The organism is Alteromonas sp. HB246098 (genome assembly GCF_054890645.1).
On record NZ_JBTZUG010000002.1, the window covers coordinates 176563 to 200774 of the forward strand.

The 24212-nt window shown below is 41.7% G+C and carries 20 protein-coding genes; 6 read left to right on the forward strand and 14 right to left on the reverse strand.

The annotated features are described in order from the left end of the window. Nucleotides 1-39: 39 nt before the first annotated feature. From ACYTPF_RS06670 to ACYTPF_RS06705, 8 genes are all read right to left on the reverse strand, one after another. On the reverse strand, nucleotides 40-3558 hold the full coding sequence (locus tag ACYTPF_RS06670) for a DUF748 domain-containing protein (RefSeq protein WP_461851640.1): 3519 nt from the start codon (nucleotides 3556-3558) through the stop codon (nucleotides 40-42). Nucleotides 3559-3687: 129 nt separating this feature from the next. Next, on the reverse strand, nucleotides 3688-4278 hold the full coding sequence (locus ACYTPF_RS06675) for a DUF2780 domain-containing protein (protein ID WP_179984168.1): 591 nt from the start codon (nucleotides 4276-4278) through the stop codon (nucleotides 3688-3690). A 240-nt stretch (nucleotides 4279-4518) separates the two neighbouring features. Further along, nucleotides 4519-6453 (reverse strand): LTA synthase family protein, encoded by a 1935-nt coding sequence (locus tag ACYTPF_RS06680; RefSeq protein WP_461851641.1) that lies wholly within the window; start codon nucleotides 6451-6453, stop codon nucleotides 4519-4521. A gap of 180 nt (nucleotides 6454-6633) precedes the next feature. Further along, nucleotides 6634-7875, reverse strand: a complete 1242-nt coding sequence (locus ACYTPF_RS06685; RefSeq protein ID WP_461851642.1) for a M56 family metallopeptidase — start codon at nucleotides 7873-7875, stop codon at nucleotides 6634-6636. Next, the gene (locus tag ACYTPF_RS06690) at nucleotides 7868-8260 is read right to left on the reverse strand and encodes a BlaI/MecI/CopY family transcriptional regulator (protein ID WP_269916925.1); all 393 of its coding nucleotides are present in this window, start codon (nucleotides 8258-8260) and stop codon (nucleotides 7868-7870) included. The genes ACYTPF_RS06685 and ACYTPF_RS06690 overlap by 8 nt, the downstream gene beginning before the upstream one ends. Before the next feature lie 235 nt (nucleotides 8261-8495). After that, a complete protein-coding gene (locus tag ACYTPF_RS06695) occupies nucleotides 8496-10481 on the reverse strand; it encodes a class I adenylate cyclase (protein WP_461851643.1) in 1986 nt (661 codons plus the stop codon). A gap of 185 nt (nucleotides 10482-10666) precedes the next feature. Continuing rightward, nucleotides 10667-12028 carry a HAMP domain-containing sensor histidine kinase gene (locus ACYTPF_RS06700; protein WP_461851644.1) on the reverse strand — a complete coding sequence of 454 codons (1362 nt, stop codon included), beginning with the start codon at nucleotides 12026-12028 and terminating at the stop codon, nucleotides 10667-10669. 12 nt (nucleotides 12029-12040) lie between these two features. Further along, on the reverse strand, nucleotides 12041-12754 hold the full coding sequence (locus ACYTPF_RS06705; RefSeq protein ID WP_461851645.1) for a response regulator: 714 nt from the start codon (nucleotides 12752-12754) through the stop codon (nucleotides 12041-12043). A 167-nt stretch (nucleotides 12755-12921) separates the two neighbouring features. Here ACYTPF_RS06705 and ACYTPF_RS06710 point away from each other — a divergent pair, with 167 nt between their 5' ends. Further along, a complete protein-coding gene (locus ACYTPF_RS06710; protein ID WP_461851646.1) occupies nucleotides 12922-13371 on the forward strand; it encodes a Spy/CpxP family protein refolding chaperone in 450 nt (149 codons plus the stop codon). A gap of 121 nt (nucleotides 13372-13492) precedes the next feature. Here ACYTPF_RS06710 and ACYTPF_RS06715 read toward each other — a convergent pair whose 3' ends face one another. Next, nucleotides 13493-14089, reverse strand: coding sequence for a DUF4136 domain-containing protein (locus tag ACYTPF_RS06715; protein ID WP_461851647.1), 597 nt, complete (start codon nucleotides 14087-14089; stop codon nucleotides 13493-13495). Nucleotides 14090-14413: 324 nt separating this feature from the next. Between ACYTPF_RS06715 and ACYTPF_RS06720 the strand changes: the two genes are divergently transcribed. Then, nucleotides 14414-15475, forward strand: a complete 1062-nt coding sequence (locus tag ACYTPF_RS06720; protein WP_461851648.1) for an L-dopachrome tautomerase-related protein — start codon at nucleotides 14414-14416, stop codon at nucleotides 15473-15475. Between the two features lie 24 nt (nucleotides 15476-15499). Continuing rightward, entirely contained in the window at nucleotides 15500-16045 is a 546-nt protein-coding gene (locus ACYTPF_RS06725) for a DsrE family protein (RefSeq protein WP_461851649.1), read from the forward strand. 166 nt (nucleotides 16046-16211) lie between these two features. Here the strand turns inward: ACYTPF_RS06725 and ACYTPF_RS06730 are convergent, their stop codons facing one another. The 4 genes from ACYTPF_RS06730 to ACYTPF_RS06745 all read right to left on the reverse strand — a co-directional run bounded on the left by ACYTPF_RS06730 (nucleotide 16212) and on the right by ACYTPF_RS06745 (nucleotide 19121). Then, a complete protein-coding gene (locus tag ACYTPF_RS06730) occupies nucleotides 16212-16667 on the reverse strand; it encodes a hypothetical protein (protein WP_461851650.1) in 456 nt (151 codons plus the stop codon). 242 nt (nucleotides 16668-16909) lie between these two features. Then, complete coding sequence (locus ACYTPF_RS06735) at nucleotides 16910-17491, reverse strand: hypothetical protein (protein WP_461851651.1); 582 nt, start codon at nucleotides 17489-17491, stop codon at nucleotides 16910-16912. Nucleotides 17492-17663: 172 nt separating this feature from the next. Beyond that, nucleotides 17664-18455, reverse strand: coding sequence for a S1 family peptidase (locus tag ACYTPF_RS06740; RefSeq protein ID WP_461851652.1), 792 nt, complete (start codon nucleotides 18453-18455; stop codon nucleotides 17664-17666). 327 nt (nucleotides 18456-18782) lie between these two features. Further along, on the reverse strand, nucleotides 18783-19121 hold the full coding sequence (locus ACYTPF_RS06745; protein WP_461851653.1) for a MerR family transcriptional regulator: 339 nt from the start codon (nucleotides 19119-19121) through the stop codon (nucleotides 18783-18785). A 60-nt stretch (nucleotides 19122-19181) separates the two neighbouring features. Between ACYTPF_RS06745 and ACYTPF_RS06750 the strand changes: the two genes are divergently transcribed. Next, entirely contained in the window at nucleotides 19182-19976 is a 795-nt protein-coding gene (locus ACYTPF_RS06750) for an MBL fold metallo-hydrolase (RefSeq protein WP_461851654.1), read from the forward strand. Nucleotides 19977-20137: 161 nt separating this feature from the next. On the opposite strand, the gene ACYTPF_RS06755 is transcribed toward ACYTPF_RS06750, so the two are convergent. Next, nucleotides 20138-21814, reverse strand: coding sequence for an acyl-CoA dehydrogenase family protein (locus ACYTPF_RS06755; protein WP_461851655.1), 1677 nt, complete (start codon nucleotides 21812-21814; stop codon nucleotides 20138-20140). 252 nt (nucleotides 21815-22066) lie between these two features. On the opposite strand from ACYTPF_RS06755, the gene ACYTPF_RS06760 reads away from it, so the two are divergent. Continuing rightward, a complete protein-coding gene (locus ACYTPF_RS06760; protein ID WP_461851656.1) occupies nucleotides 22067-22867 on the forward strand; it encodes a PaaX family transcriptional regulator in 801 nt (266 codons plus the stop codon). 48 nt (nucleotides 22868-22915) lie between these two features. After that, entirely contained in the window at nucleotides 22916-24028 is a 1113-nt protein-coding gene (locus ACYTPF_RS06765; RefSeq protein ID WP_269916936.1) for a hypothetical protein, read from the forward strand. Nucleotides 24029-24212 lie beyond the last annotated feature (184 nt).

The window sequence follows — 24212 nt, forward strand, 5'->3', positions numbered from 1 at the left end:
AGAGGGTAGCCCAGCTAAATCGGCTACCCTTTTTGTTTATTAGTTCGCTTCTAAGGTTAACTCAACGCCGCTAACTTCAGTATGTAAGTCGTGCTTGGTATTTAGCAAAAATAAACGGTTTGCTTCAACTTCGCCTTCGTTGGCTAAATAGCTTTTTACCGCTTTACTGCGCAAGTCGGCAAGTTCAATTAACTCACTTTCAGTAATGTCGATACTATTGCGAAGCTTGTTGTAACGGGCAATCGTCAACGCCCTTTGCACATCCTCTTCGTTAATCGCATCAATAACGTCATCATTATTGTTTTGACCTTCACTTGCTAACTCAGGGTTTAATTGAGCCACCATGTTCTTATATTCTTGATCAAGGTTTGGCGTAAACATCTCTACATAGTGTGACAAAAGGGCGTCGGCTAATGGGCCTTCCAGTGGTATACGGCTGCCAGTTAATGGCTCATCTTGCGGGTTACCACTGTTGCTGAGATTTTCAATGTCACCACCTGCAGAAGTATTTCCGTTCGTACTTGAACTGCCGGAGGTAGTAGTGGGATCAACAAGTCCACTTTTTGCGAACAGCGTTGAATTTAACTGGCGTTGTGCCAGCGTGCTTGAATCTGATACCGCATTAACCGTACCTTCAATGTTCACTCTAAGTCCTGGGCGTTTTTTTAAGGCCTCAGCTAGGGTGTTTAGCTTTTCCTTAGCTTCAGCATTTAGCTTGTGTTCTCCAAACGTAAACGCAACACTGTCGAGCTCATCGTCACTGCCAACCAGACTTGCTAGTAGCGAAAACGGCGCGGTTACCGCCTTGGTAATGATATTGCCAATAGCATTGAGGATTATAGAGCCAAAGCTAAAATCTGGGCTGTCTACATCTCCAGATACATCTAAACCTAAATCTATAACGCCGTTGCTATCTTCTAGCAGCGCGATAGCTAGCCCAAGCGGCAAACTTAGCGCTTGGTCAGAATTAGATTTTTTACCTAAGGTTAGCTGGTCAATAACCACATGATTTTTACCTTCCAGCGCTTTACCATTGAGTTTGTATTGCACCGCTAATGACAACAAACCTTTGTCAATGTAATAGCCCATATAGGTGCCAGAATAGGGGTTAACTAATGTAAGTTCAGCGCCTTTTACAGAGAAGTTTAAATCTAGGTCTAAATCACTTTTTAATGGGTGAATGGTGCCCGCTAGTTTTACCGGTGCGTAGTTATCTATTTTTCCAGTGATATCCACATTGGCCGGCGTATCTGAACGCGAGTCGATGCCTGTTACTTTGCCATTTAGGCTTTCAATGGCCGACGCGAATTTTGGTGTTAATGAGTGGTCAGCAAAATAGGCTTTACCGTTCTCAATTGATATAGCGTTCACGGCTATAGCAAGTTGTTGAGCGTTTGAAGTCGCCTTTTCATTGGTTGCAGATACTGCTGAATTTGTTGCGTTCATGCTGTCAGGTTCGCCAGCGATATTATTTTTAGCGAGCCGCTCTTCTTTGTTGTCTTCTTTTGAAGCAACAGCTAGCTTGCTCACGTTGGTTTGCTTGGCTTCGTCAATAATGAGTCGAGCGAAGGGAGATTGTAACTGAACATTGTCTACGCTTAGCTGGTTTAAGGCATGGTTAAAATCAATATCGTCCACTATTAATGACTGCCATTGCAACAACGGCTCTTGGGCATCATCTAGAACACTTAAGTCAAAAACCTTTGTATTTGCCTTAACGTTTAATGTCTCGGTTCCTTCATCACCGACTGCAGCGTCAAATTCAACATTTAGATTGAATAGTCCCTCTTCAAGTGTGACATTGGCGTAGGGTGAAATATATTGCTGAAATTGATTAAGTGCTAGTTGCTCAATAGCTGCTTTGCCCTTAACCGTTTGTTCTGCAATGACTAGGCTTCCGCTACTTGTTAGGGTACCTTTTGGTGTATTACTAAAAGCCTGGGTATCGGCAGAGACTTGCAGGCTTGTGGTATAAGAAATAGGTTTAGTGAAATCAGTGGTGATTTCACCGCTTTCAATATCCAATCGGCTAATTCTATAGTAGGTGCCATCACTTACACTGCGCTCTAGCATATCAATAGTGCCGTTATTGAATGCAAACTTTTGTAGCGCAACCTTCCATGTCTTCTCTTGCTCTACTTCCGGTGAGCCATTTTTAGTTTGTGCTGTTATTTGCGTCTCCTCGCCCATTGATTCAGGCGAAACGGTCGCTGCATCAACACTGTTGTCAGTTTCAGGTGTTATTTGTTCCTTAAGCTGAAGGCTCTTGTCCTTTTCTTCGGACTCAGAAGGCGAATTTGTATTCGCATCAGCGCTTGTTTGAGTAGCAGAAGCGGTCAGACTTCTAGGTGTAAACAGGCGTTGTAAATCGAGCCCCGTATCGTCAAACAAGCCCGACACTTTGACATTGTCTAGCGCAACTTTAGCAATATTTACTTGCTGCCTTGCGCCGTTTACGCTTATGTCGTGAACGGCAAATGAAGGGATGGCGAGGATCTCTTTCGAGGTACTGACGCTATTTGGCGAGCTTGATGACGCGGCTGATGATGTGGGTGATAATACAGCGGAATTAAACACCAAGTTGTTGACGGCAAACTCACCGTCTTCCAGTAAAAACTGAAACGCCTCTCCCTCTTCAAAAGCCTGCGCCTGAAGGCTTAAGTTAACCGTGCCGCCTACCAGTTTCGCTTCTACCAAATCTTTCGATAGCGACCATAGCGGTGCCAGAGCAACATCACTTATCGCAACGTCTGTAGCCACTTTAAAGGGAGAAAGTTGGAACTCACCTTTAATTGAAACTGTGCCTTTTTCGGCGGTAAGCAAATCAAACTGATATTGATTAAACGCGGCTTGGCTATTGTCATTTACACTAATTACAGCATGGGTATCTAGGTCTTGCAGTGCTACATCCAAATCCGGGTAATCAAGCAAGGTATCGGTAACTTCGTCTTCTAAAACTAGTTGGCCGTTACTTAGTATAAATTGACCTAGTGTTATTCTAGGGATCTGCCCGTCAGATACGTCTTCCTCTTCATCTTTCTCATTTGTACTGCGATTCTCAAGGTGAGCGAGAATATCGGAAAAGTTGAATGTTTGTGTGTCGTTATCGGTATTTAAACGTGCCACTTTTGCATATGGCGAATCGATAGTTAAAGACTCAATTGCAGGAGTGAGAGTAAGCAACGTTTGCCAAAAGCCAATGTCTAGCGAAAAATTACCCACACTAAAAAAACGATTATTTGACGTCTTATTCTTGGTATCGCTTTCACTGCTATTTTTACTCTGCTCGTCACTGTCGCTGTTGGTTGAAGGCTTAGATTCTGGATAAATGACAAAATCAGTAATGCTTACCTTCAATAGAAAAGGGTTTATCGCAATATCTTGTACAGTGGCATTTCGACCTGTATTTTCTTTTAATAGGTTAGGTAATTTTGCCTCTAGCACCGCAGGGGTTACTACGCCTAAAAGAAGGGCATAAGTAAGATAGAAAAGGACGAGGTAGGTAGAAACTCGAAACCACTTTGGTTTCGCTGAAAACCAAGATGTTGCATTTTGCATAGGCGATCAGGCTGCGTAATTGAGTATGAAAAGATGAGCAAGGTTGCTATTAGAAATACAACCTTGCAAAAAAGATTTAAAGCGTATTAATTTCTGCGAGGAAGCATATATCAATACGCTTTCAATAGACTACAGAGCCGCTAGCAAATTATCTAGGCCAGATTTGAAGAGTGCTTGGGTTTCTTCATCGGCATTTACATTTAAGTACGAGCTAATTTGAGTGGCAAAGCTGGCAATCATATCAGTTGATAAGCCAAGCGCTTCAAACTGTTGCTTCAAATCATTTACAGATTTAAGTGTAGAGCTATATTCAGAGGCTTTATTGAGTAGGCCGGATAGTGACGAGCTAGAACTTGCAGCCGTATCACCGCTAAGTGACGGTACATTTTCAAGTAGGCCATCAATGCCAGGAATACTGTTTGCCAGCTGCGCGTAGTCACCGCTAGAAAGGTTACCTTGAACATAGTTCATAATAGAGGCGATGCCGCCTTCTGACTGGGTTTCAGATACATTGAGATTGTCAGAAACTGTGCCTACCAAGCTAGATAAGTCGATACCAGACGCAGCACTTGTCGCCATTTCAGTTAGGCTACTAGTAGTAACAGTTGAGTCAGCTTTCTTATCACCTAAAAGGCCTTTAAGCTGGTCTATATTGGCGTTGGCGTTTGTTGTAAAGACGGTAAGAGCAAGCACAGCAGGTGCTAAAGCGAAACGGTTCATGGTAAGTTTCCTTGTTGTTAGCTCCCTCAACGCTAAGATAAATTGTCTATGTAATATACATATTGCCAATTAAATTTTGTAAAACGAGCATGGGTTAGTTGGTAAATACTAACATTCTATCCTAACGAAGCTTCAATTACTGTAGAGAAAGTGTAAAGAGCATTTACCAGTTCGCATAAATAAATCTAACAAATTATTAAGGCAGATTAACTTTATCTATATAAGGATTTGGTTATTCTTTTACTCTATGAAAGCGGCTAGAGTTTTGAGTTTCAAATACTTCATGAGGTGTGCAGATTGTTCTATCGCTTTAACATCCTCTGAAGAATCAATTGCACATGAAAAGCGTTTTTCATTAAGGCAGTTCGCGCCCTTAGAACACATATCTGCTTTTGGAAAGCATTTTGTACCTCCGTAAATAAAACCATAGCTATCCATGTTCATCAGAAATATTGGTCGTTTTTCATCGTTAGATTTGCTTCCAATTAGGGGGCGCCCAAGAAAAGAGTTTTCCTCATTAATATTTAAAAGGGAAAGCAAAGTTGGCGCGATATCTAAATGACTTCTCGTTGTGTCGATTTGGCGCGGCGATGAGTCAGGGACATGAATTAGCATAGGGACTTTAAATAAAACTTCGAATTTGTCTACAGGTGAAACGGTATCTTTGGGGTAAAAAGGTACCCCGTGGTCACCTGTTATTACGATGACCGATTGGTGGTAATATGCTTTTTGTTTGAGTTTGCGCCAAAACTCTCCAAGAGCAACATCTGCGTAATAAAGAGAACGTTGATAATTACCGTAGATATCGTCGTCCGATTCTTTTAGATGAGGTGGGAACTTGAACTCTTTATAATCCCAATTAAATGGTTGATGGTTAGAAAGGGTTAATATTTCAGTGAAAAAAGGACTTGATTGCTGATCAAAATAATTTAAGGCAGCATCATAAAGAATAGGATCAGGAACACCCCATCCAATATCTTGCGCGTCACTATAACCATCACGTTCAAATGACTCTTTTGAGTAAATATTGTCAAAGCCTAGAGATGGATGAAAAATTTCTCTGTTGTAAAACTCTTTTGTGTTGCCATGAAACCAAGATGTTGTGTAACCATGCTTTTTCAATATGTGAGGTAAACACTTTCCGCGATAAACACCTTCGGAGCGTGCAAAAGGTGTAAGAAGGTTGCCATCTATAGAACTACATAAAATAGCTTGCTCAGACTTAATCGTCGCTCTAGATGTGGCATAATTGTTCGTGAACCAAAAAGACTCGTTTGCAATCTCAAGTAGATTGGGTGTTATTTCTTTCGACAATTCTTTAAATCGAGAGCTCTCTAATACAACAAGTATTACATTTTTCTTGTTAGGTAAATTTAGTGTCAATGGAGTTGTTGGATAAAAGGCTAAGGGGTTTACATTACTGTTTTTATGCTTGAGCCCCGGATAATTTAATATAAGTTGATCAAAGTTTTGCGAACTATATTCTTCTGGAAGTGCAACAAGCGTGTTTTTTCTAAGTGCTTTAGCAATTACCTTCGCTTTGTTTTCTGCGGCACTATCCTCTGACTCTGGTACAAGCCATAGTACTATGGGTGTACTTCTAAAAAAGTACATTAGTGGGTTTTCAAGCTCAACGTTTTTTCTATCGTCATTCGTCAAGTTAAGTAGTTCATTAGTATCGTTTCGTGTTGTGTGAATGCTGATTAAAAATAACCCAGTCATAAAAGGTATCAAAAAGGATAAAATTCCCTTTTGCCACGAAAGGCGATGTAACTTTTTAAATAGTGTTTTATGAAGGATTATGCTGATAGCACTGATAAACAGTATGAAGATTAAAGCAGGTGTGCTGTTGAAATTTTTGATCGCTAAAAAAAGCTCTCGATAAAGCTTAAGCGATTCGTAACTGATGTAGAGTCCATAAAAATCAAGATACTCTCTGGATGCCGAAGCAAAAATCGTTAAGCTTGTAAGTGCGCAGATTACAAAAGCCGTAAATACAAACCTCTTACAATAACTAAAAAGTACTAAGAGACAAAATACAAAGCAACAGAGGGCCAGAGTATCGATCTGAAAATAAATGTCACTGTTTAAATAAAAGTCAAATAAACTAAATATTGCTAGGGGGGTTAGACTTAAGCCCGTGAATAAATAAATTGTTGCTCTAGAGGTTTGCATTAAGAGTTTCCATACTCTTCATCATATTGCGGTGTCAAAATAATACTAATTAGGCTAACAGTATTAAACTAATAATAAGTATAGATTTTTATAACGATGGATTGAAAACTTCAGCTTAAAACAAAACACTAAAAGGAGCGGTGTGCTCCTTTTAATATTCTGACTGTTTGTTGGCCTTGCTTACTTTGTTTCTGGCGGAATGATTATACGCTCTACATCTGGAGAAGCGTTCTTTTCAACATTCGTTGTATCGAGTTTCGGGCCCAGTTGATAGTCTAATTGGACGAGAAGCCCAGTTTGTCTGACGCCTTTGCCACCTTGAATGCGTGGTTTATATTCCCACTGTTTTAATGCCACTTTAGCACTTTTATCGAACACGCCCGCCGGCTGAGATTTAACCACTTTTACATTATCTGTTGCGCCTGTTTCAGTGATATCGAAAGACACTACGACAAAGCCTTCGAGCTCATTTTGTTCTGCCTTTTCTGGGTAGATGGGTGGAACGCGTTTAACGGGTGATGCTTCATTAACTTTTGATTTATCCATGTTGGCTTCAGCTTTTGGCGGTGGTGGTGGCACGTTAGCCAATGCGGTATTAATAGTCAGTAAAGCTGCAACAGAAAGTACGCTCGCTGCCAGTACTTTATTGCTGCGCATAGGTTGTTTTATAGCATTTAAACGTTTGATCATAGTCGTCTTTTCTCCAAAGGTTGGGTACAAAGTTATAGTGCGTGAACAATGCTCGGCACACTGCACAAGTGCTTTTGCATAGGTGAGTTTTTCCTTCTCTGTCTTGTTTTTTAGTACTGCATCATCACAAGCCAGCTCTTGATTTATTCTGAAAGACTTAAGCGCAAGCCAAACTAGTGGATTAAACCAAAATAGAATGGCGATAGTGAGTGCTAGCGTATTCCACAGGTGGTCATAATGTTTGCGATGAACGTTTTCATGTTCCAATACCAGTGTCTGTTGCTGCTTTGAAAACGTGCTTTTAAATGAAAAGGGAATAAGCACTTTTGGCGCGATGAATCCAAACAGCATAGGGGTGGCTGCTTTGCTTGAATAGTAGGCATTGGTGTGGATTGCGCGTCGCTTCCCTATCGATGTCCATGTTGAAATATGATGCACTAAAACATAGGCAGTGATAATGCATGCGCCTATAGCCCAAAGAGTAAACCAAGTTTCGAACGTAACAGTATTCACTGTAGGTTTAACACCCACTACATAGCGAGAAAAGCTATTTGATGGGATGCTAACCATCGACAGCGGAAGGTTATTAACTATCAAACTGCCTGGTATCAACGCCCATAGCTTATACGTTAACGAGGCACCTAATCTAGATGTGAAAAAGTGCTCAGAAACAATGAGTAAAATGAGCGAGAGCGACAATATGCCTTGTTGAGCGATAATCCAATCAATCATTATTTTCTTCCCACTCTTTTATAAGCGCTTTAAGCTCGTTCACATCTTGCTTAGACAGCGAGTTCTGATTTGCAAACCCGGCGACCATAGGCGCGATTTTCCCTTTGAATAGCCGACTTACAAAACTTGTCGTTTCTTTTCTTGTATAATCTTCGCGAGCAATCAGTGGGTAATAAAGGTACTGGCGCTGCTGTTTTTCAAAGCCTAATACTTCCTTTTTTACCAAGCGACCCAATAGTGTTTTGACGGTTTTTTCATGCCAGTCTTTCTTATCGTTTAACCGTGAAACCACCTCACTTGATGTAGCGGGGTGGTCGTCCCATAGTACGTCTAGTACTTCAAATTCGGCGTTCGAAATTTCGGGTTTGTCTGACATTTTACTCATAGTGACCATATCTAATATATTGATTACAGTTGTAGTCGATATATTTAGATTACACTTGTAATTCTAAAGCGCAAGGTTTTTTTTGTGTGTTTTTCAGACCAGTTTTGTAAGAAAAGAGAAATATGTTCAGTGCTTTCGTATTTTAGATCAGGGGAGTGCCTGAAAACGTGAGACAAATAGGCCGAGGCGTCGGCATGGGCGTGACGACGTGTTAAGAAAAAGCGTGTAGTTCTTTTTAGTAGAGCACGTTAAAGTTAAATTCGTTTGACTCTAAAAATTCGCCTAAAATACGCGATTGTTGGTTTCCTCTTGGAACCATTACGTAACATGATGGCTTAGGAGATACTTCCTGAAGGTCGTACCATAAGGTATCCAATACATCATTGCCGAATTTTAAAAACGTTTCTCCCCAAGACGTTTTATAGATTACTGCTACATCTTCAACCGTGGCTTTTTGACGTAAAGTCGGGAAATTCACAATAGAGAAGCATGCGGTTATACGCTCAGGTGCAAGTAGGTCGTTGCGGGGGAGGGACGACACTCTGACAGGCGGGAAATGCTTGCATAAGTGCTTGAGAAGGTCATTGAGGTCTAATTCACTTACTTCGCCATAGTTATAATCTAGATAAACTTTACTGCGAGTATCAATTATTTTACTTGAAACCAGCCATACCATTAGCGCAATCGCACTAGGCGCTTGGGATATTTTCTGTGCTTCATCAATGATTCCGGATTTACTCAACAAATCACCGGCATAGGCAGACCATACTTCATCACCGTTTTTGAGCTGGCGCATAGCGATAGTGATTTTTTCGCAATAAAGGCTTTCGTCGAAGGCACGCCGAAGAAATTCTATTTTATCTTCTTTTTTTGCGTAATAGGTACTTAAGCGCCTGCCCAACACCGTCATGTCTTTTTCGTCCATAGCTTGCTGGTGGTCGCTAAGCTCTTTAGAAATACGTCGATAGCACTTCAAAAGAAAACTATGGACACGGCGACTAAGTTGTACACGCTCACTAAACGTCCAATCCTGTTGGTTGTCTAGATGGTGAATTTGTTTTCGGCTCCATCCCCATTGTCTCGCATAGGACGCTAAAATCCGGCGTTTGAAGTTTGCTTTTTCTCCCTCAAAAAGCGGTTGGCTTAATGGGCATGCACATTTTAAGTACAAGCATTGCTGCAATATCTCAATGTCCTCGGGCTGTCCGTTGGCTTTATAGTGGGTAATAAGTTCGTCAAACATCAATGCGTAAGGGTCAATGTCTGTGACGCGGCCCGGCGCTTCAACTCCACGATGAACATGTTTTTTAAGCAGATTACAGAGTGGCTGCCCATGTGTGATATTGGCCAAGTAGACTTCAAGCTTCGCCATTTTCAAAACCGACTTGAACGGGGAGTCCATTGCTTTACCCAGTTGCCAAATGGCTGCACCAAACAGCTCACTGGCATCAAGTTTTTCTAAATGACCTAAATCCATAAACCAGTCTAAATCTGGTGAGCCGCCTTTTTCCAGACTGTTATAAATAGCCTGATATTGCTTTTCGCTGGTTTTTTCTGGAGTAAGCCACCAAAAGGGCGCCTTGCCAGCTACTACAATATTGGTGTTGTAAAATTCTGCTTTTAGAAACAGTGCTTGTGCAGAGCCGGCGCTTTCGCCTTCAGCAATACCGAAGTCATTTTCCTTTACTTTATCAATCTCTGATAAAAAGAAGTGAACTTCAATGCCAAAGGTGTGTTCCGCCCATTTTTCAATAGCAGTTAGCTTTTGTTGTAGTAAGGAAAGTTCAGTTTCTGAAAAGCGATGGCCTTCAATGCACACCCAAAAATCGAAGTCCGAGTCATCGGTTTGCGCAATAGTGCCCACGCTACCCATAAGTACGAGTGACTCAATGGCTCGCTGTCTAGGCCAAATTTGCTTGATATCAGAGAACAGGTGATTCTCAGCAGGGAAACACCTTAAAAGTGCTTTTTCTATATCAGGCCTAAAAGAATAGTTATTAATGCCAAAAGGTACGCTTTCGCCGGACGAAAGCGGGGCAATATAACCAGGAAGCGCTTCGTGATTTACATGAACGAGGAATGGAAGCACATGAAAAAGTGGTTTGTGCTTTTCAGGCATGAGGGTAAGAGCACGTTCGATGCGGGCTTTGTTATACCTTAATACACGCAATAACCTAATGGTAAGGTTTTGCTGAACGGAAAGCGGCTGCTGCGTTGCCATTATGTTAATCTGCACTTCTTCATGCCGCCAAGCATAACGCTAATTCGCGTCGACTTCCTCTATTTTTGGTAACTAGTTAAACTTGGTCGTGGAATCGATTTTGTGCAGTAAGCCATCATTTACCAAGTGAACCCATTGTGCCATCGATAAGTCCAAGCTGCTTTCCAGAAAAAGATGTTTCACAATTAATTTGGTGTGTTCTTAGGTAACGTAATTTCAACCCTAAGCCCGCCTTGTTCTGGACTTTGCATTACAAGTGTTCCGCCATGCTTTTCCACTGCTTTTAGCGCAATGGTTAAACCCAGCCCAAAACCCTCAGTATGCATCTGATTTCCCGCTCGGTAAAACGGCTGCATTAACTTTTCAATTTCATTGTTATCTACGCCTACGCCATTGTCTTCAACAACGATGACAACATTTTCAGTATCTGGTGAAACGTTTACAGATACCGGCTGCCCTTTGTCGGAATACTTACACGCATTACCTACGATGTTGTCTAGCGCCTGGTGTAGCGCTTCTGGAAACCCGTTTATTATTGCATCGTTTTCACGAGACTCGCTAAAGTCTAGTGAAGTTGGGATGCCTGGATAGTTAATAGCCATATCGTCCAAAACACGATTGCATAACGCAATAACATCGCAAGGTTCAGCTTTCTGTGGAGTATGCTCTAGCGTTGAAAAGTTCAGAATTTGCTGAATGAGTTGGTCCATTCGATGGCAGTCATTGTGTATCTGCAGAACGTGTTTGTTATCTGGTTGATGCTGTTCGATTATTGCTGCTGACGTTTGAAGCCGAGCTAGTGGAGCGCGCAATTCATGGGACACGTCGTGCAATAACCTTTTCTGGGACTCTATAGCATCAGCGGTTTTACGAACCATGAAATTTATATCGGCTGCCAAGTCACTGAGTTCGTCTCCGCGAGAAAGCAGCTGAGAGGGAACCTGCGACGCTGTTTGGTCGTTGGCGTATTTTCGACTAAAGGCGCCTAAATACTTAATCGGCTTGACAATGCTCCAGCTAAGTAGGGCACTTACTAATGCCGAGGCTAAAAAAATAAATACAAACTGCACTGACTGAAAGCGGCTTAATACATGTTTATAAATTCGCGGCGTTTGCGGTTGTCTTAATTGAACGATGTACTGCGTGTTTGAAGGGCCATAGATTTCACGTGTTACCCGTTGGTCCTCAGGCGTTTTATTCATGCGGTAGTGATAAATGGTATCGCCATTTACCGAGGATATTAGCATGGGGATTAGCTGGTTTTCTCGACCATTTCTACGTTTAATCCACTCTTTAATCTCGCTTCTAGCCCTGCCTTTAGTAAACGTTTCATGTTCGTATCGCCATACAATTCTTTCTGCCTGATTGGTCGCATCGTCAAAAAAACGTTTGGTATAGTTACTTGAGGTGTATTCGTTTACTAAGACGTAGCCAGTTGCCGCCATGACCGCTAAGCTGGCAATCCAAAAAGCAACAAAAATTCGCCAGAACAAGCGCTTAATCCCTAAGTTGGCTTTTATGTCCGACCATTTGATGTTACTTATCATTACCCGAACCTTCTATTCTGCTTGCTGAGGTACGGTTAGCATTTGATAGCCAACACCGCGGACAGATTGAATAACGTTAGTAACCCCAGCGGCTGAGAGCTTCTGGCGAATTCGGCTAACGTGAACATCCATTGCTCTATCGTAGGCTTCCAATGGACGTTTCAATACTTCTTGCGTCATCTCCTGTTTGGAAATGGTTTGTCCTACACGCTCCATCAGGTAGCTAAGTGCGTTGAACTCAGCCCCCGTTAACGCCACGGATTCCCCATTAACGGTGGCCTGGCGTGCGCCGGTATCTAAATGAATACCATGTAGCTCGCTTGGCGAAGCGGCAGGCGTTGTTTTTAAGTACTGGGTTCTTCGGATGATAGCGCGGATACGGGCGCCAAGTTCTCTTGGGTTACAAGGCTTAGGAAGGTAATCATCAGCACCCAGTTCAAGGCCTACAATTCGGTCAATATCATCACCACGACCTGTCAACATAAGAATAGGGGTTTGCTTTTCGGCTCTTACTGATTTCAACACATCAAGGCCCGACATCCCAGGCATCATAATATCTAGCACTACGGTGTCGTACTGATTTGTGTTAAGTAGTGTTTCTATTGCCTCATCGCCGCTGTGAATTGCATCAACACGAAAACCGTCCCCTTCTAAAAACTCTTGGAGTAGGGCACATAAGTCTTTGTCATCGTCGACGAGTAAAACGTTTATTTTGTCATTTTCCATGCCCGAATATTACCCTCTATTAATTAAAGTGTTTTTCAACTTTACCGAACTTTACACTAGCTTAACCCTACTTATCGATTGATTCACGCATACTTAATTCTGTTGATTAAACAACATTATTTTTTAACGTCATGCATAAACATGGCAAAACAAGTAGGAAGATTAAGATGAAAAAATTAATTACCGGTGTTTTATTAAGTGCATGTATCGCAACCACTGCTTACGCAGGTGGTAAGAATTCAGATGAACGTAGAGGTGGAGATTTCCTACCTTTGCATAAAATGGAAAGAGTACTTGATCTAACTGATGAGCAAATAGCGCAGTTTGAAGCATTGAAAGTCGAGCTTAAAGCAGAGCGTCAGGCTAAAAGAGCCGAAATGGGTGAAGAAGGTAAGCGCAGAAAAATGAATGCTCTAGCGGGCCTAAACCCTGATGATGCTGACTATCAAGAAAAGGTAAATGCGATTGCAGAGCAAAAAGCTGAAAAAGTAAAAGCGCGTTTTCTTAAGCGTGCTGAACTTCGCATGAAAGTAGCGGACATTCTAACCGATGAGCAGCTTGAAAAGTTCGATAAGTTGAAAAAGAAACGTGGCAAAAAGCAGCGCCAGCACAGCTAATTTAGACCATGTTTAATTAGTAAAAAGCGCCTTTATGGCGCTTTTTTTACGAACGTTATAGTGTTGTCAGTATTTGTTTTAAGAGAGCAGCGTGGTTCTCAACTTTGATTAATGCGTTCCGCTAGTTCTGACTAACTCTTGCTGGATATTGTTCAAGCAAACTTGTTACTAGTTCATCGAGCTTATTTTGAATACTAATACTGTCTTTAGACTCGAGTTCAACGCTGCCCGATGCGCTATAAATAAACTTCCCATCTTTTACTATATCTATTTGAAGACCTTGTTGGAAAGAGGTTTGCTCACCCACAGGTATGCTGAATATACTGCCGAGAGAAATGCCACCAGAGCGCCCAAAGGTGCCTGTACCCAACCCTAAATTCAATGTGGTTCCATCTTCTTTAGTTGTGGTGGAAGGAAGGTAACCTACTGACACATCGGCCTCGTTCTCTGTTGTTGGTGTTAAACCTTTGGTAATCAAGCGCTCGGTTATGGTTGAATATAAATGGTTAGCGAGAGTTTCATTGATAGGGTTTAGTGGCGCTTGGATATAAAAAGTTTTAATGTCAGCAAAGTTTTGCGTGTCATCTACACTGACTTGAGGTTTGCTGGCGCACCCAACAACTAACGCTAAACTTAACAACAACAATAAGGCTGACTTAACACCATACTTCTGTTGCCAAAACCCTTTGTGACATCCTATTGAAGTGCTACTTCGCATAATAAACTCTCTCTAAATTACTGCTGTAAAAAAGGTTACTCAGTCAGCAGATAGGCTCAACTATTTCTAACTTTAACGAGAGGATACCCTGTTTTAGATCTGAATTAACACACAACTGGGGCAATAAGCGCCAACCTTTTACTCACTCGGCGTAATTCGCTGAATTGTCGTCACTTGTCGTCAAGTTGTGCTCTGCTAAGGTATTTAAACCGTATGCTTTGTTATCAAATACTGCTTACTCCGTTTCCGATATGCATGCCAAAGCGCACGCTTAAACGTCTACGGTAAGCGTTCGACTATGTTTTAAGAAAAAACTTAAAGGATATGCATATTAAACGAATTAAGCGCACGTTAACTGTTACTGCGATAGCGGCAGTTTTTTCTATTAATGCCGTAGCACGAGAAGCACAGGATTCTCAAGTTGAATTGGTCGGCGACATTAAAGGCACACAAATTACTGGCGTGACGGTGAGTCGCGATGGGCGAGTATTTGTGAACGCGCCCAATTGGCGAGATGGTGTAAGTTTTTCTGTGGCTCAGGTTGACGATAACGGAGAGTTTGTTGCATATCCTAATAATGAAACAAACGAGTGCGTAGCGCAAAGCGAGGTGAGAAATAATTGCTTTTTGGCCGTGCAGTCAGTGGTTGCCCACAAAGACAAGCTGTATGTTTTAGATACTCGAAACCCTAAGTTTAACGGGGTAGTTGATGCGCCTCGTTTGTTTGTTGTTGACTTAGCCTCAAACGAAATCGAAGGAACCTTGATCCTTAGCGACGATGCATATCACTCTGATTCTTACATAAACGATTTACGCGTAGACGAGAATACTAATCGTATATACATGACGGATTCGGCACATGCAGGCTTAGTGGTCTATGACCTTGATGACAATACCAGCTATCGCATTTTAGATAATCATGAAACCACAAAAGCTGAGGTAGAGTCTTTGAGTATTGAAGGCAAGCCCTTCAACATGAGCGTTCAATCAGACGGCATCGCCTTAGATACATTGAACGACACATTATATTTCCATGCTTTGTCGGGTTATTCACTGTATGCCATTAATACCTCTGATATAAAGAAAGCATCGAATGAGATGTTGGCTAAAAAAGTGCGAAAAGTCGCTACAACAGGTGCGCCAGATGGCATGATTTATCATGAGGGCAACGTCTATTTAGCTGATTTAGAAAAGCAAGAAGTGCAGTACCTTACACCGAGCCTCGACCTTCGCACACTTGTAAAAGGCGATGTGGTGAACTGGGCTGATACCTTTAGTATTTATAACGGTTCGCTTTACTATACCAATAGCAAAATCCAAGATGCTGGCAGCGATGTAAGCGACATGACGTTCGAAGTATATAAAACAGCGCTACCTGCGCGTTAAGGTTTGAGAAACATGGAAATAAGTATGACAAAAGTGACCCGCAAAGTGCCACTTGTTTTGGCAGTAGCGTTCTTTATGACAGGGCAAGTGTCAGCTAAATCAGATTTTGAATATGGACCAGTGTTTAACTCTTTCGGAAAGCATGCGCCTGTGGAAGGCATCAGTTTTACTGAAAATCAGGCATTCAAAGTTGCATTTGACGTAGCCAAATCGGCAAAACCAGGAGAGGTTAACCGTAAGTTTGAGTCGCTGGCACGTTTTATCAATATGCATGTAGCTAACGGCGTGAAACAGGAAAACCTTTCCCTTGCACTTGTGGTTCATGGCTCTGCCACAGAAGAAATGCTAAAGAGTGAGCTCTTCAAACAGCGCAAAGGCCAACCCAACGGCAACGAAGCGTTGCTTACTGCATTAATGAAACAGGGCGTTGAAGTGATAGTGTGCGGTCAGTCAGCTGCGGCTCATGGCGTTGAAAAAAACGCTTTGATAGACGGAATAAAGATGGACCTATCAGCCATGACGGCCCATGCGCGCTTTGCGCAACAGGGGTATTCGGTTAATCCTTTTTAGGTTGTGTGGTATGCGTAAACAAAAGGTGGTCAGCTGCATGAGGCACACAGGCGACTATCAGGTTTGCTAGCTCTTTCACTAGTGGCAAGTTTCGTTATGTTCAAGGCAGACTTAACTCAGACCAAAAAGTGCCCTAGCAGTGAGACTGATCAAAATCACTTTCAATCTACGTAAGTTCATTTGGTGTAACAGTTTTGCGTTTAAAAGCTCTTCCAGAAAATAGCAATACCAGTGCAATGAAGAACCAAAAAAATGTGCTTAACGTTACACCTCTTTCTAACGTTCCAAAACTCGGAAAAAAAACGCGCACCTCTTTCCCAGTCCAATATTGTTTGAGGTAATCCAAAGCAAACGTTCTGTTTTTAGACCTTATCGTCGGATCGAGTGAGACTATATCTGAAACGTACTCAACGTTATCAACGCTGTAAGTGAACTCTATCATTGCTTCTTCAATGTAACCGTTTCCAAGCCTTACTTTAACTCTGTTAGTCGAAACAACTACTCCTTTAGTTTCGTTCCAAAAGTAAGAAGTAATACTTGCCAACATCCCAAATGTTGATAATGGTAGAAGAAACATATTAAGGAACAAGCACGCTGTATATAGCTTTTTATACTTAACCATTACCTACTCAAAATGTGTTAAAAAGCCTTGGGCCAAAAAAGAAAAATCGACCAAATCAAAATTTGCGCCACTGAGTGAGAGCCGCCAACACTGGTTTCTTTACCTGAGAATGTCATGTCAATATGCGCTTATTCCTCACGGTAGTCTAATGACATTCACTACCCAAATAACAGTCTTCAAGATAGGGGCTCCATCTAGGCACAGGCTCAGCTCCTAGTGTTTTAGGCCTATTGATTTGCATGTTATATTTTTACTGGGATTTCCCAAGTTCTTTTAATACTTTGCATTGATTCAACGAACTCGAAACTAGCCTCCCAAAAATATTTGTTTTCTGAAATAAACGCTTTGTTTGTCGGTTGCTTATCATGCGGGATAACAAAACTGAATTCTAAGATTGTTCTACCGCCTACATAATTGATTTCTGTTGTGGCACTTGATACCCAAATTATATCTTTTCGGCTGTCGTCCCCCCTCATTGTGCGGTGCCATAGAGTAATTGATATCTCTTTAACTCTATTAAAATTTGGCTGTAAAATTTCAATAGAGCCTTTGAATTCCTTGCCAATTGTGCAGACTGACGGGGTCAGTGTTAACGGTGTTTTGCCCAGTTTAGAAAATTTTCGCTTCTGATAAGCGCCGATCGCCCATAGAAGAATCGAGAACGAAAAAAAGCCCGCAAAAAATAAGTATAGAGAAGGCGAGTTTGATTTAGTTGATGTAAAAAGAAGCGTCATTGCAGCAAAAAAACAAATTACGCCAAAAATTTGAATGGCAACACCAGTTTTACTTTCTTTGCTATGTATAACTTTATTAAGTTTTTCCACCTGAATACCTCGGTCGTAAGAAGCCGGTCTACACTTGTTTCAGCGACTAAAAGTGCTAGCTGTACCTCAAAACAAAGAGCCACAGTTCATCTTTTACCTATGGGCATATGAATGCTTGAGTAAACTAGCAAAAAGGAACTGAAACTAAACGATAAGTATTCTTAGGCCTGACTCACGAGTTGCTCGATACACTTTCAATCCAGTCTCGGTAGTTTGACACCCTAACTTGATAAGCTGTAGTACCATATAAACCGCCTTTAAAATTAGCAAGATCTCCACGCCAAACTTGCCAGCTCGATAAACCAACCAAATAAGCCTTACCATTCTCAATTATCACTGAAGCTCCGCCACTATCACCAGCACCGTGCATTCCCTCAAGGGGCAATGCATCAGGTGGCTTATTAAATTTATATGTGAGCCAATTTCCTTTTGAGGATTCAATAATGTTTCTAAAATGGTTCAATTCTCGCAATGATTTTGTTTTGAGGTTTTCACCAATTTCTCCGTTACCTGTTGCTCCACGACCAAATACCGTGATCTTTTGACCCGCTTGATCAATGTTTGGGTAGATGTCAATTGGTTTTTTCGTTGTAACAGGGGAAGCTAGTTTTATTAAAGCAATGTCACTTCTAGATTCTAGAAACTTCATCAAGGGAGCTGCATCACCTTTAAAGAGAACCTCATCTGGTTCAATATAAAGTGGATGTATGTGAACCTCTTCTATTTTAAAGACTTTATCGCCAACGCGTAATTTTTTGCCGATGTAATTATAAAAAATGGTATGAGCGACTGTCACAACCCATTGAGGTTTTATCAATACTCCATGACCCTCGTGAGGTAGGTCGATTAAGTATTCGGGTACTTTTTCTAAGGCATAATTTCGGGAGGGAATATCGTGCCGTTTCACTACAGCATTACTACTAGTTGCAATGAAAACAGCGAAAAATAAAAGTAAAATTTTCATATTACATCCATGTAGAATTAGGGCTAACTAAAAGTTGCCTACAAAGACACCATACTAACACTCGTTTTGCCTAAAAAACCATCTGACGTTTACTTATAGAGAGGATATTAGACGCCCGCTTCAAGTATAACGCCGTCTCTCAGGTTTTGTTGTTTTGGCACTTATAGATGCGAGTTGTTGCTCATCAAAATTGTTTCGCTAGGCTTCCAGCATCACAAAGAGGATAGTAGCCATGCCGCCTTTAACGCGCATTGAGGTGCTTTAAAATGGCTTGTCCTTATTTACAAAAATAGCAGAGGCATAGTGTTGTCTTTTGATTATAAAGTTCTAACTGGTTTTCAACATCTCGTCTATGTATCCTACAACTGCTTCATCATCTTTTATCCGTTGACTAAAAAAGCGTTTTTTTGTTTCTAACTCTCGCTTGAACTCAGGGCATAAATACCCCAACTTCAGATAGCGCTCTAGTCCAGTTTTAATCTCTTTCAATGAGAACCCAATTGCTTTTCCCTGCATGATAAATCGCAAGATGGCTAAGTGTTCATCAGTGTAAATTCTATACCCATTCGCACTACGTTTGGGGGCTGGCAATAACCTTATATTTTCGTAATAACGGATTGTATCCCTAGGTAAACCCGACATTTTTTCGAGCTGTAAAATTTTCATAAAGCATGGATTGACTGTGGACTTACTCTATACCTTAGCATAGTCAAAAAAGGAGAGTTTATGAAATTTACCCAGATTAGAAATGCAACCGTTTTGATTGAATTCGATTACGGAAAAATGATTATCGATCCGATGCTTGCGAGAAAAGGTACGCTGCCCAAACTACGTTACTACAAAAGTGATGAACGAAATCCCCTCATTGAATTGCCTGATGTATTTTATAGATATAAGGGAAATATTGATTACGCACTTATTACTCACTGTCAAAAAGGGCACTTTGACCACCTCGATAGAGCGGGCGTTCGTTGGTTAGCCAAACATAGAATTCCAACGTTTTGCACTCCAAGAGACGAAAAATACCTTGGTAAAAAACAAATTCTTACCCGAGTACTGACGAATAAGAGAAGTACTTTCTTTGGTGGATTTATCGACCGTATTCCTGCTACACATACTCGAGGTTGGTTGTCACCGTTCATGGAGCATGGCACGGGTTATTTTATTCAATTGCCAAATGAACCTAGCTTATATTTAATGGGAGATACAGTGCTTACCGACTCAATTCGTGACTTTATTCAAGGTGTTCAGCCTGACTACATTATTGCTCCAACTGGCAAAGCTCAATTTGATATAGGAGCTCCATTGCTATTGGACGAAAACGAAATTATCGAATTAGCAAGCTTAAGCACTGGGAAAATTATTTGTAATCACATGGGAGCATTGGATCATTGTCGGATTGACCACAATAGTCTCGCATCATTACTTGGCAAGCATGCTGTTAAGCACAGGTATATTATCCCTGCAGATGGCGCTACGGTAATACTGTCAACCACAAGTAAGACCAAATCAATTAGTTAGCTTTTCGACTAACGAATTTTAAATCAGTGGTTCTTTTGTTTAACGTCAATCTGAATGTCCAAATTCGTAGTTTACCATCGAACTAAAGGTTTAAAGCGACAGCTCGCCCCAACTTTGCGCGATAGACGCACTATTAATTGTCAGAAAATGTACGAAGTAGCTTAAGCATATGATACCTGCCCAAACGCAATAATCTTCTCAAACGGCGTGGTGTCGGGTAATGTACCAAAAGCAAAGCCACTCGCGTTGCCAAGTCTAGATTCACAGAACGTGTGAGCAATATCGATAAGGGCGTCGTTGTTGTCGAGCGGCGTAGCAAGAAGAGAGCAGGCTTGTAGCGCTAGCGCCATTTGCTCAGTTAAATATCGGCTACGCGTTTCCATGTTCTGCGTATTAGATAGCTCGTCAAACAGCTTACTAAGGTGGATATCATAGTGCTTATTTTTGCCTGCCTGTGTTTTAAGTTCGTTAAACAAGGCTTCTTTCACATTAGGCTCCTTAGCAAGTGCTCGCAATACATCCAAGCATTGAACATTTCCACTGCCTTCCCATATAGAATTAAGTGGGGCTTGGCGGTAGTAACGGGGCATGGGGTTTTCTTCAACGTAGCCAATACCACCTAAACACTCTTGCGCTTCGTTTACAAACATAGGTGTGCGCTTACAAATCCAGTATTTTCCAATTGCCGTGGCCAGCCTTGCCAATGCTGCTTCATGGCTACTATTCAGTGTACTGTCTACCGCTTTTGCAACGCGCATAGTAAGCGCGGTAGCAGCTGCGCATTCTATCGTTAGGTCAGCCAACACATTTTGCATTAAAGGCTGGTTGATTAGCGTTTTGTCGAAGGCATCGCGGTGACTTACGTGATGTAAAGCGTGAACCAGTGATTGCCGCATAAGAGCGGATGAACCAATCATGCAGTCTAATCGGGTTAGCGACACCATATCGATGATTACCGGCACGCCACGACCTTCTTCGCCAATTAAATATGCCGTGGCGTCCTGAAATTCAACTTCAGAAGAGGCATTGCTCCAATCGCCTAACTTGTCTTTTAAACGCTGAATTCGAACGTTATTCAGTTCACCGTTTTCTAATACCCTTGGCAGCAAAAAGCAGCTTAAACCGCCTTTAGCTTGTGCAAGTATAAGATGCGCATCGCACATGGGGGCAGAGAAAAAGAACTTGTGCCCTACAATACGGTAACTGCCATCGGCTTGCTTAGTCGCTTTAGTGGTATTACGCCTAACATCCGACCCGCCTTGTTTTTCTGTCATCCCCATACCGATAGTTAGTCCGTGTTTCTGGCTAGCTGGCAGGGAACGAGGGTCGTATACACCATTAATGGTTTTTTCCAAGTAGTAAGGCGGTAAGTTTTTACCATACCACATGGCGGGGATCGCTGCGTGTGTCATAGTCAGTGGGCAAGACGTTCCAGACTCAGCTTGATAGTGCATATACATTAGTGCTGCCCGGATGGTATGTGCTCCATCAATACCTTCATGCTTCCACGAATAGTTGTGCACATTGTGCTGCATTGCACTTTCCATAAGCGCGTGATAGCTAGGATGAAACTCTACATTGTCTGTACGACGGCCATAGCGATCAAATGTATGAAGAATTGGCTTATTTTTGTTAGCAAGTTCTCCATGATTCATAAGTGCATCACCTGCAAGTTGACCATAGTTGTCTAACAAACCTTCGTCCTGCTGGTGGGATGGCGGCAAATGCTGGTTTACAAACACACGTAGCAACGCATCATCACGCCACAAATTGTAGGGGGCAGGAATGGTGGGTTGGTTTTCTACAAGGTGCGTAACAAATCGATTAGATGAAGTCATGGCATTTCCACTCAATGAATATGTAAAGCGTATCGTTGTCCTTGAGCTTTACATTAAATCATTGCACCAGAATATTACAGTAATAGTTTAAAATTAATAAATTATGTAATGTTTGTGCCAGGCCTTTGTTTATATAATGATGGAAATATGCATGACCGAGCTTATACCTTGTAAGCAACTAGGTAAGTTGAAACAGAAGTTATTGCTTAGCCACTGCTTAGCCATTATCTGAGACAAAGAAGTAAATAGAGTTTGCAATTAGAAAAAGAGAAAAAGCCCGTTGCAAGAAAGCTACTGCTAAAGCTTTTGGGCTCCCGAGACAATATTAAAATGAATGCTAGTGCAGCCGTTCGAGTGGGATCACTGTTTGGTATTTCTGAAAACAACATTCGAGTAACGCTAACCCGTTTGCAGTCAGCCCAGCTCATCACCTTGGTTGATAGGGGGGACTATAAACTGGCTGACAAGGGAATTAAGTTTGCTAAGGAGATACATCAGTGGCGAGAGGATGAAAATGGGCTTGTACCTTGGCAGAACGATTGGGTTATTGCTCAAACCAGTTTACTCCCTAAAAGTGATAAAAAGCAGCTAAGGGCTACTGAACGTGCACTTAAACTTGTGGGTATGATGAAACTTGCAAGTGATATGTATATTAGGCCGAACAATTTTTCAGGTGGTATAAGGGAGGTGCGAGAAAAACTTCACACTCTTGGTCTATCAGGCAAAGCACTTGTGTTTAGCGCCAACGATTTTGATAATCAAACGCAAGCCAAGGCTATGAAGCTATGGAACCACCTAAACTTAGAGGCGCTTTATAACGTCGGATGCTGTGAAATAGAGGAATCTCTTGCTCGAATACCTACTTTACCTCTTGAAGAAGCCACTAAAGAGTCTTATGTGATAGGAGACAGAGCGTTATACCACTTGGTGTTTGACCCTTTACTGCCTTCACCATTTGTAGATGTGGCGATGCGAGAGCGCTACCGTAACCTTGTAAAAAAATACGATGATATGGGCGCACAAATATGGCTTCGCTTTTTAGACCAAAATTAGGTGAGTAAACGCTGAATTAGAACGGAAGTAGCTGAAATGGAAGTAAATATGACCGTATCAAGACCGTTATTTAAACATATTCGTAATCATACTGCGCTTTTTAACGAGCTTTCTCAATATAGAAATGCCGCAGTGAATGTATTAGGGTTCTCAGGTTATGAATTTCACAAAACACCAAAATTTGTCACTGAAGATGGAAGCAGGCTTACTATAGAGCCAGAAAGAAGTATTGTTCTTCCAAAAGTGAACGCACTGGCAGGGCTTAAAAATAAGCTAACGCAAGCTATTCCAACGCTGCACATGGTTGAACATAGTGAAATAGGCTATCGCTATCCAACAGCAGCGTTAGCGGGGTTAGATGCTCCATTTATAAAACGCATGCGCTCTGAGTATTTTCATAAAGTAGATGAAGATAGAAGTATTTGCCGCCCCGTGAATTTGTCTTATGGAATAAAAAGTCGCGGGAAAGCTGATAACCGACAAGAATACGAAGTGTGGATGCCCGATGAAGCCCCAGATCAGAACCCGCTTCCATTGCTCATTGATGCCTATGGTGAAGACTTACCGGATGATGTAAGACACTTCGTGGAGCAGCCATCAAAAGTACACGGTTGGATGGGCGTTAAGCGTGCGGCATTCGAAGCGCTTTACACAAATAAGCAACACTGCGGTGATTTGATTATTTGTATTGCCATGAGTGTTGATGCATACAATATCGGCGCTAAGCCAGATTTAGCCTATTCTCCAGAAGCTGAAAGCTCTATTGCGGTGAGTAATGCTGAGTTTGAATGGGAAATAGAAGGCTACTATGCTCCGCGGGGCTGGGCGTTCGATCACGATGAGGTATGGGCAGCGATAAATCACACTTTGGAAGCTATCAATAAACCGCTCGATGATCTCTATGGCAATGAGATTATCCCTATTATCGAAAGTAAGACAGAACGCATTTTATCAACACTGAAGTCACTTGGTGTCACGCAAGAAGAAGTAGACGACCTCAATCTTCAGCCTTGGGAATTCATGCTTACCGAAAGTGAGCACAGGGTGAAAGCCCATGATCCCAGTCGTTCAGTTAATTTACTGGGTAGGCTGAATCGTCTCTTTTACCAACCAGAACAGCAGTTGCCATCACTTAATTGGATGCACGATCTCATTTTGTAGGTCAAAAATTTAAGGTTACGCTGACAACGGCTATTACCCCACTATAATTTTTTGAATTAAGCGCGCTGAAAGTAATTTCATGCGCGCTTTTTTGTGCGCCCATAATGGGCAACCTGTAACTAAAAAGACTTATATGTAAATTTTTATATAAATGTTGTTATTTTATGTAAATTACTTTCATTTT

What these genes read in the sequence shown, in the direction of transcription:
- ACYTPF_RS06670 (WP_461851640.1), bottom strand. Translation starts at nt 3,558, where the DNA reads ATGCAAAATGCAACATCTTGGTTTTCAGCGAAACCAAAGTGGTTTCGA.
- ACYTPF_RS06675 (WP_179984168.1), bottom strand. Translation starts at nt 4,278, where the DNA reads ATGAACCGTTTCGCTTTAGCACCTGCTGTGCTTGCTCTTACCGTCTTT.
- ACYTPF_RS06680 (WP_461851641.1), bottom strand. Translation starts at nt 6,453, where the DNA reads ATGCAAACCTCTAGAGCAACAATTTATTTATTCACGGGCTTAAGTCTA.
- ACYTPF_RS06685 (WP_461851642.1), bottom strand. Translation starts at nt 7,875, where the DNA reads ATGATTGATTGGATTATCGCTCAACAAGGCATATTGTCGCTCTCGCTC.
- ACYTPF_RS06690 (WP_269916925.1), bottom strand. Translation starts at nt 8,260, where the DNA reads ATGAGTAAAATGTCAGACAAACCCGAAATTTCGAACGCCGAATTTGAA.
- ACYTPF_RS06695 (WP_461851643.1), bottom strand. Translation starts at nt 10,481, where the DNA reads ATGGCAACGCAGCAGCCGCTTTCCGTTCAGCAAAACCTTACCATTAGG.
- ACYTPF_RS06700 (WP_461851644.1), bottom strand. Translation starts at nt 12,028, where the DNA reads ATGATAAGTAACATCAAATGGTCGGACATAAAAGCCAACTTAGGGATT.
- ACYTPF_RS06705 (WP_461851645.1), bottom strand. Translation starts at nt 12,754, where the DNA reads ATGGAAAATGACAAAATAAACGTTTTACTCGTCGACGATGACAAAGAC.
- ACYTPF_RS06710 (WP_461851646.1), top strand. Translation starts at nt 12,922, where the DNA reads ATGAAAAAATTAATTACCGGTGTTTTATTAAGTGCATGTATCGCAACC.
- ACYTPF_RS06715 (WP_461851647.1), bottom strand. Translation starts at nt 14,089, where the DNA reads ATGCGAAGTAGCACTTCAATAGGATGTCACAAAGGGTTTTGGCAACAG.
- ACYTPF_RS06720 (WP_461851648.1), top strand. Translation starts at nt 14,414, where the DNA reads ATGCATATTAAACGAATTAAGCGCACGTTAACTGTTACTGCGATAGCG.
- ACYTPF_RS06725 (WP_461851649.1), top strand. Translation starts at nt 15,500, where the DNA reads ATGACAAAAGTGACCCGCAAAGTGCCACTTGTTTTGGCAGTAGCGTTC.
- ACYTPF_RS06730 (WP_461851650.1), bottom strand. Translation starts at nt 16,667, where the DNA reads ATGGTTAAGTATAAAAAGCTATATACAGCGTGCTTGTTCCTTAATATG.
- ACYTPF_RS06740 (WP_461851652.1), bottom strand. Translation starts at nt 18,455, where the DNA reads ATGAAAATTTTACTTTTATTTTTCGCTGTTTTCATTGCAACTAGTAGT.
- ACYTPF_RS06745 (WP_461851653.1), bottom strand. Translation starts at nt 19,121, where the DNA reads ATGAAAATTTTACAGCTCGAAAAAATGTCGGGTTTACCTAGGGATACA.
- ACYTPF_RS06750 (WP_461851654.1), top strand. Translation starts at nt 19,182, where the DNA reads ATGAAATTTACCCAGATTAGAAATGCAACCGTTTTGATTGAATTCGAT.
- ACYTPF_RS06755 (WP_461851655.1), bottom strand. Translation starts at nt 21,814, where the DNA reads ATGACTTCATCTAATCGATTTGTTACGCACCTTGTAGAAAACCAACCC.
- ACYTPF_RS06765 (WP_269916936.1), top strand. Translation starts at nt 22,916, where the DNA reads ATGACCGTATCAAGACCGTTATTTAAACATATTCGTAATCATACTGCG.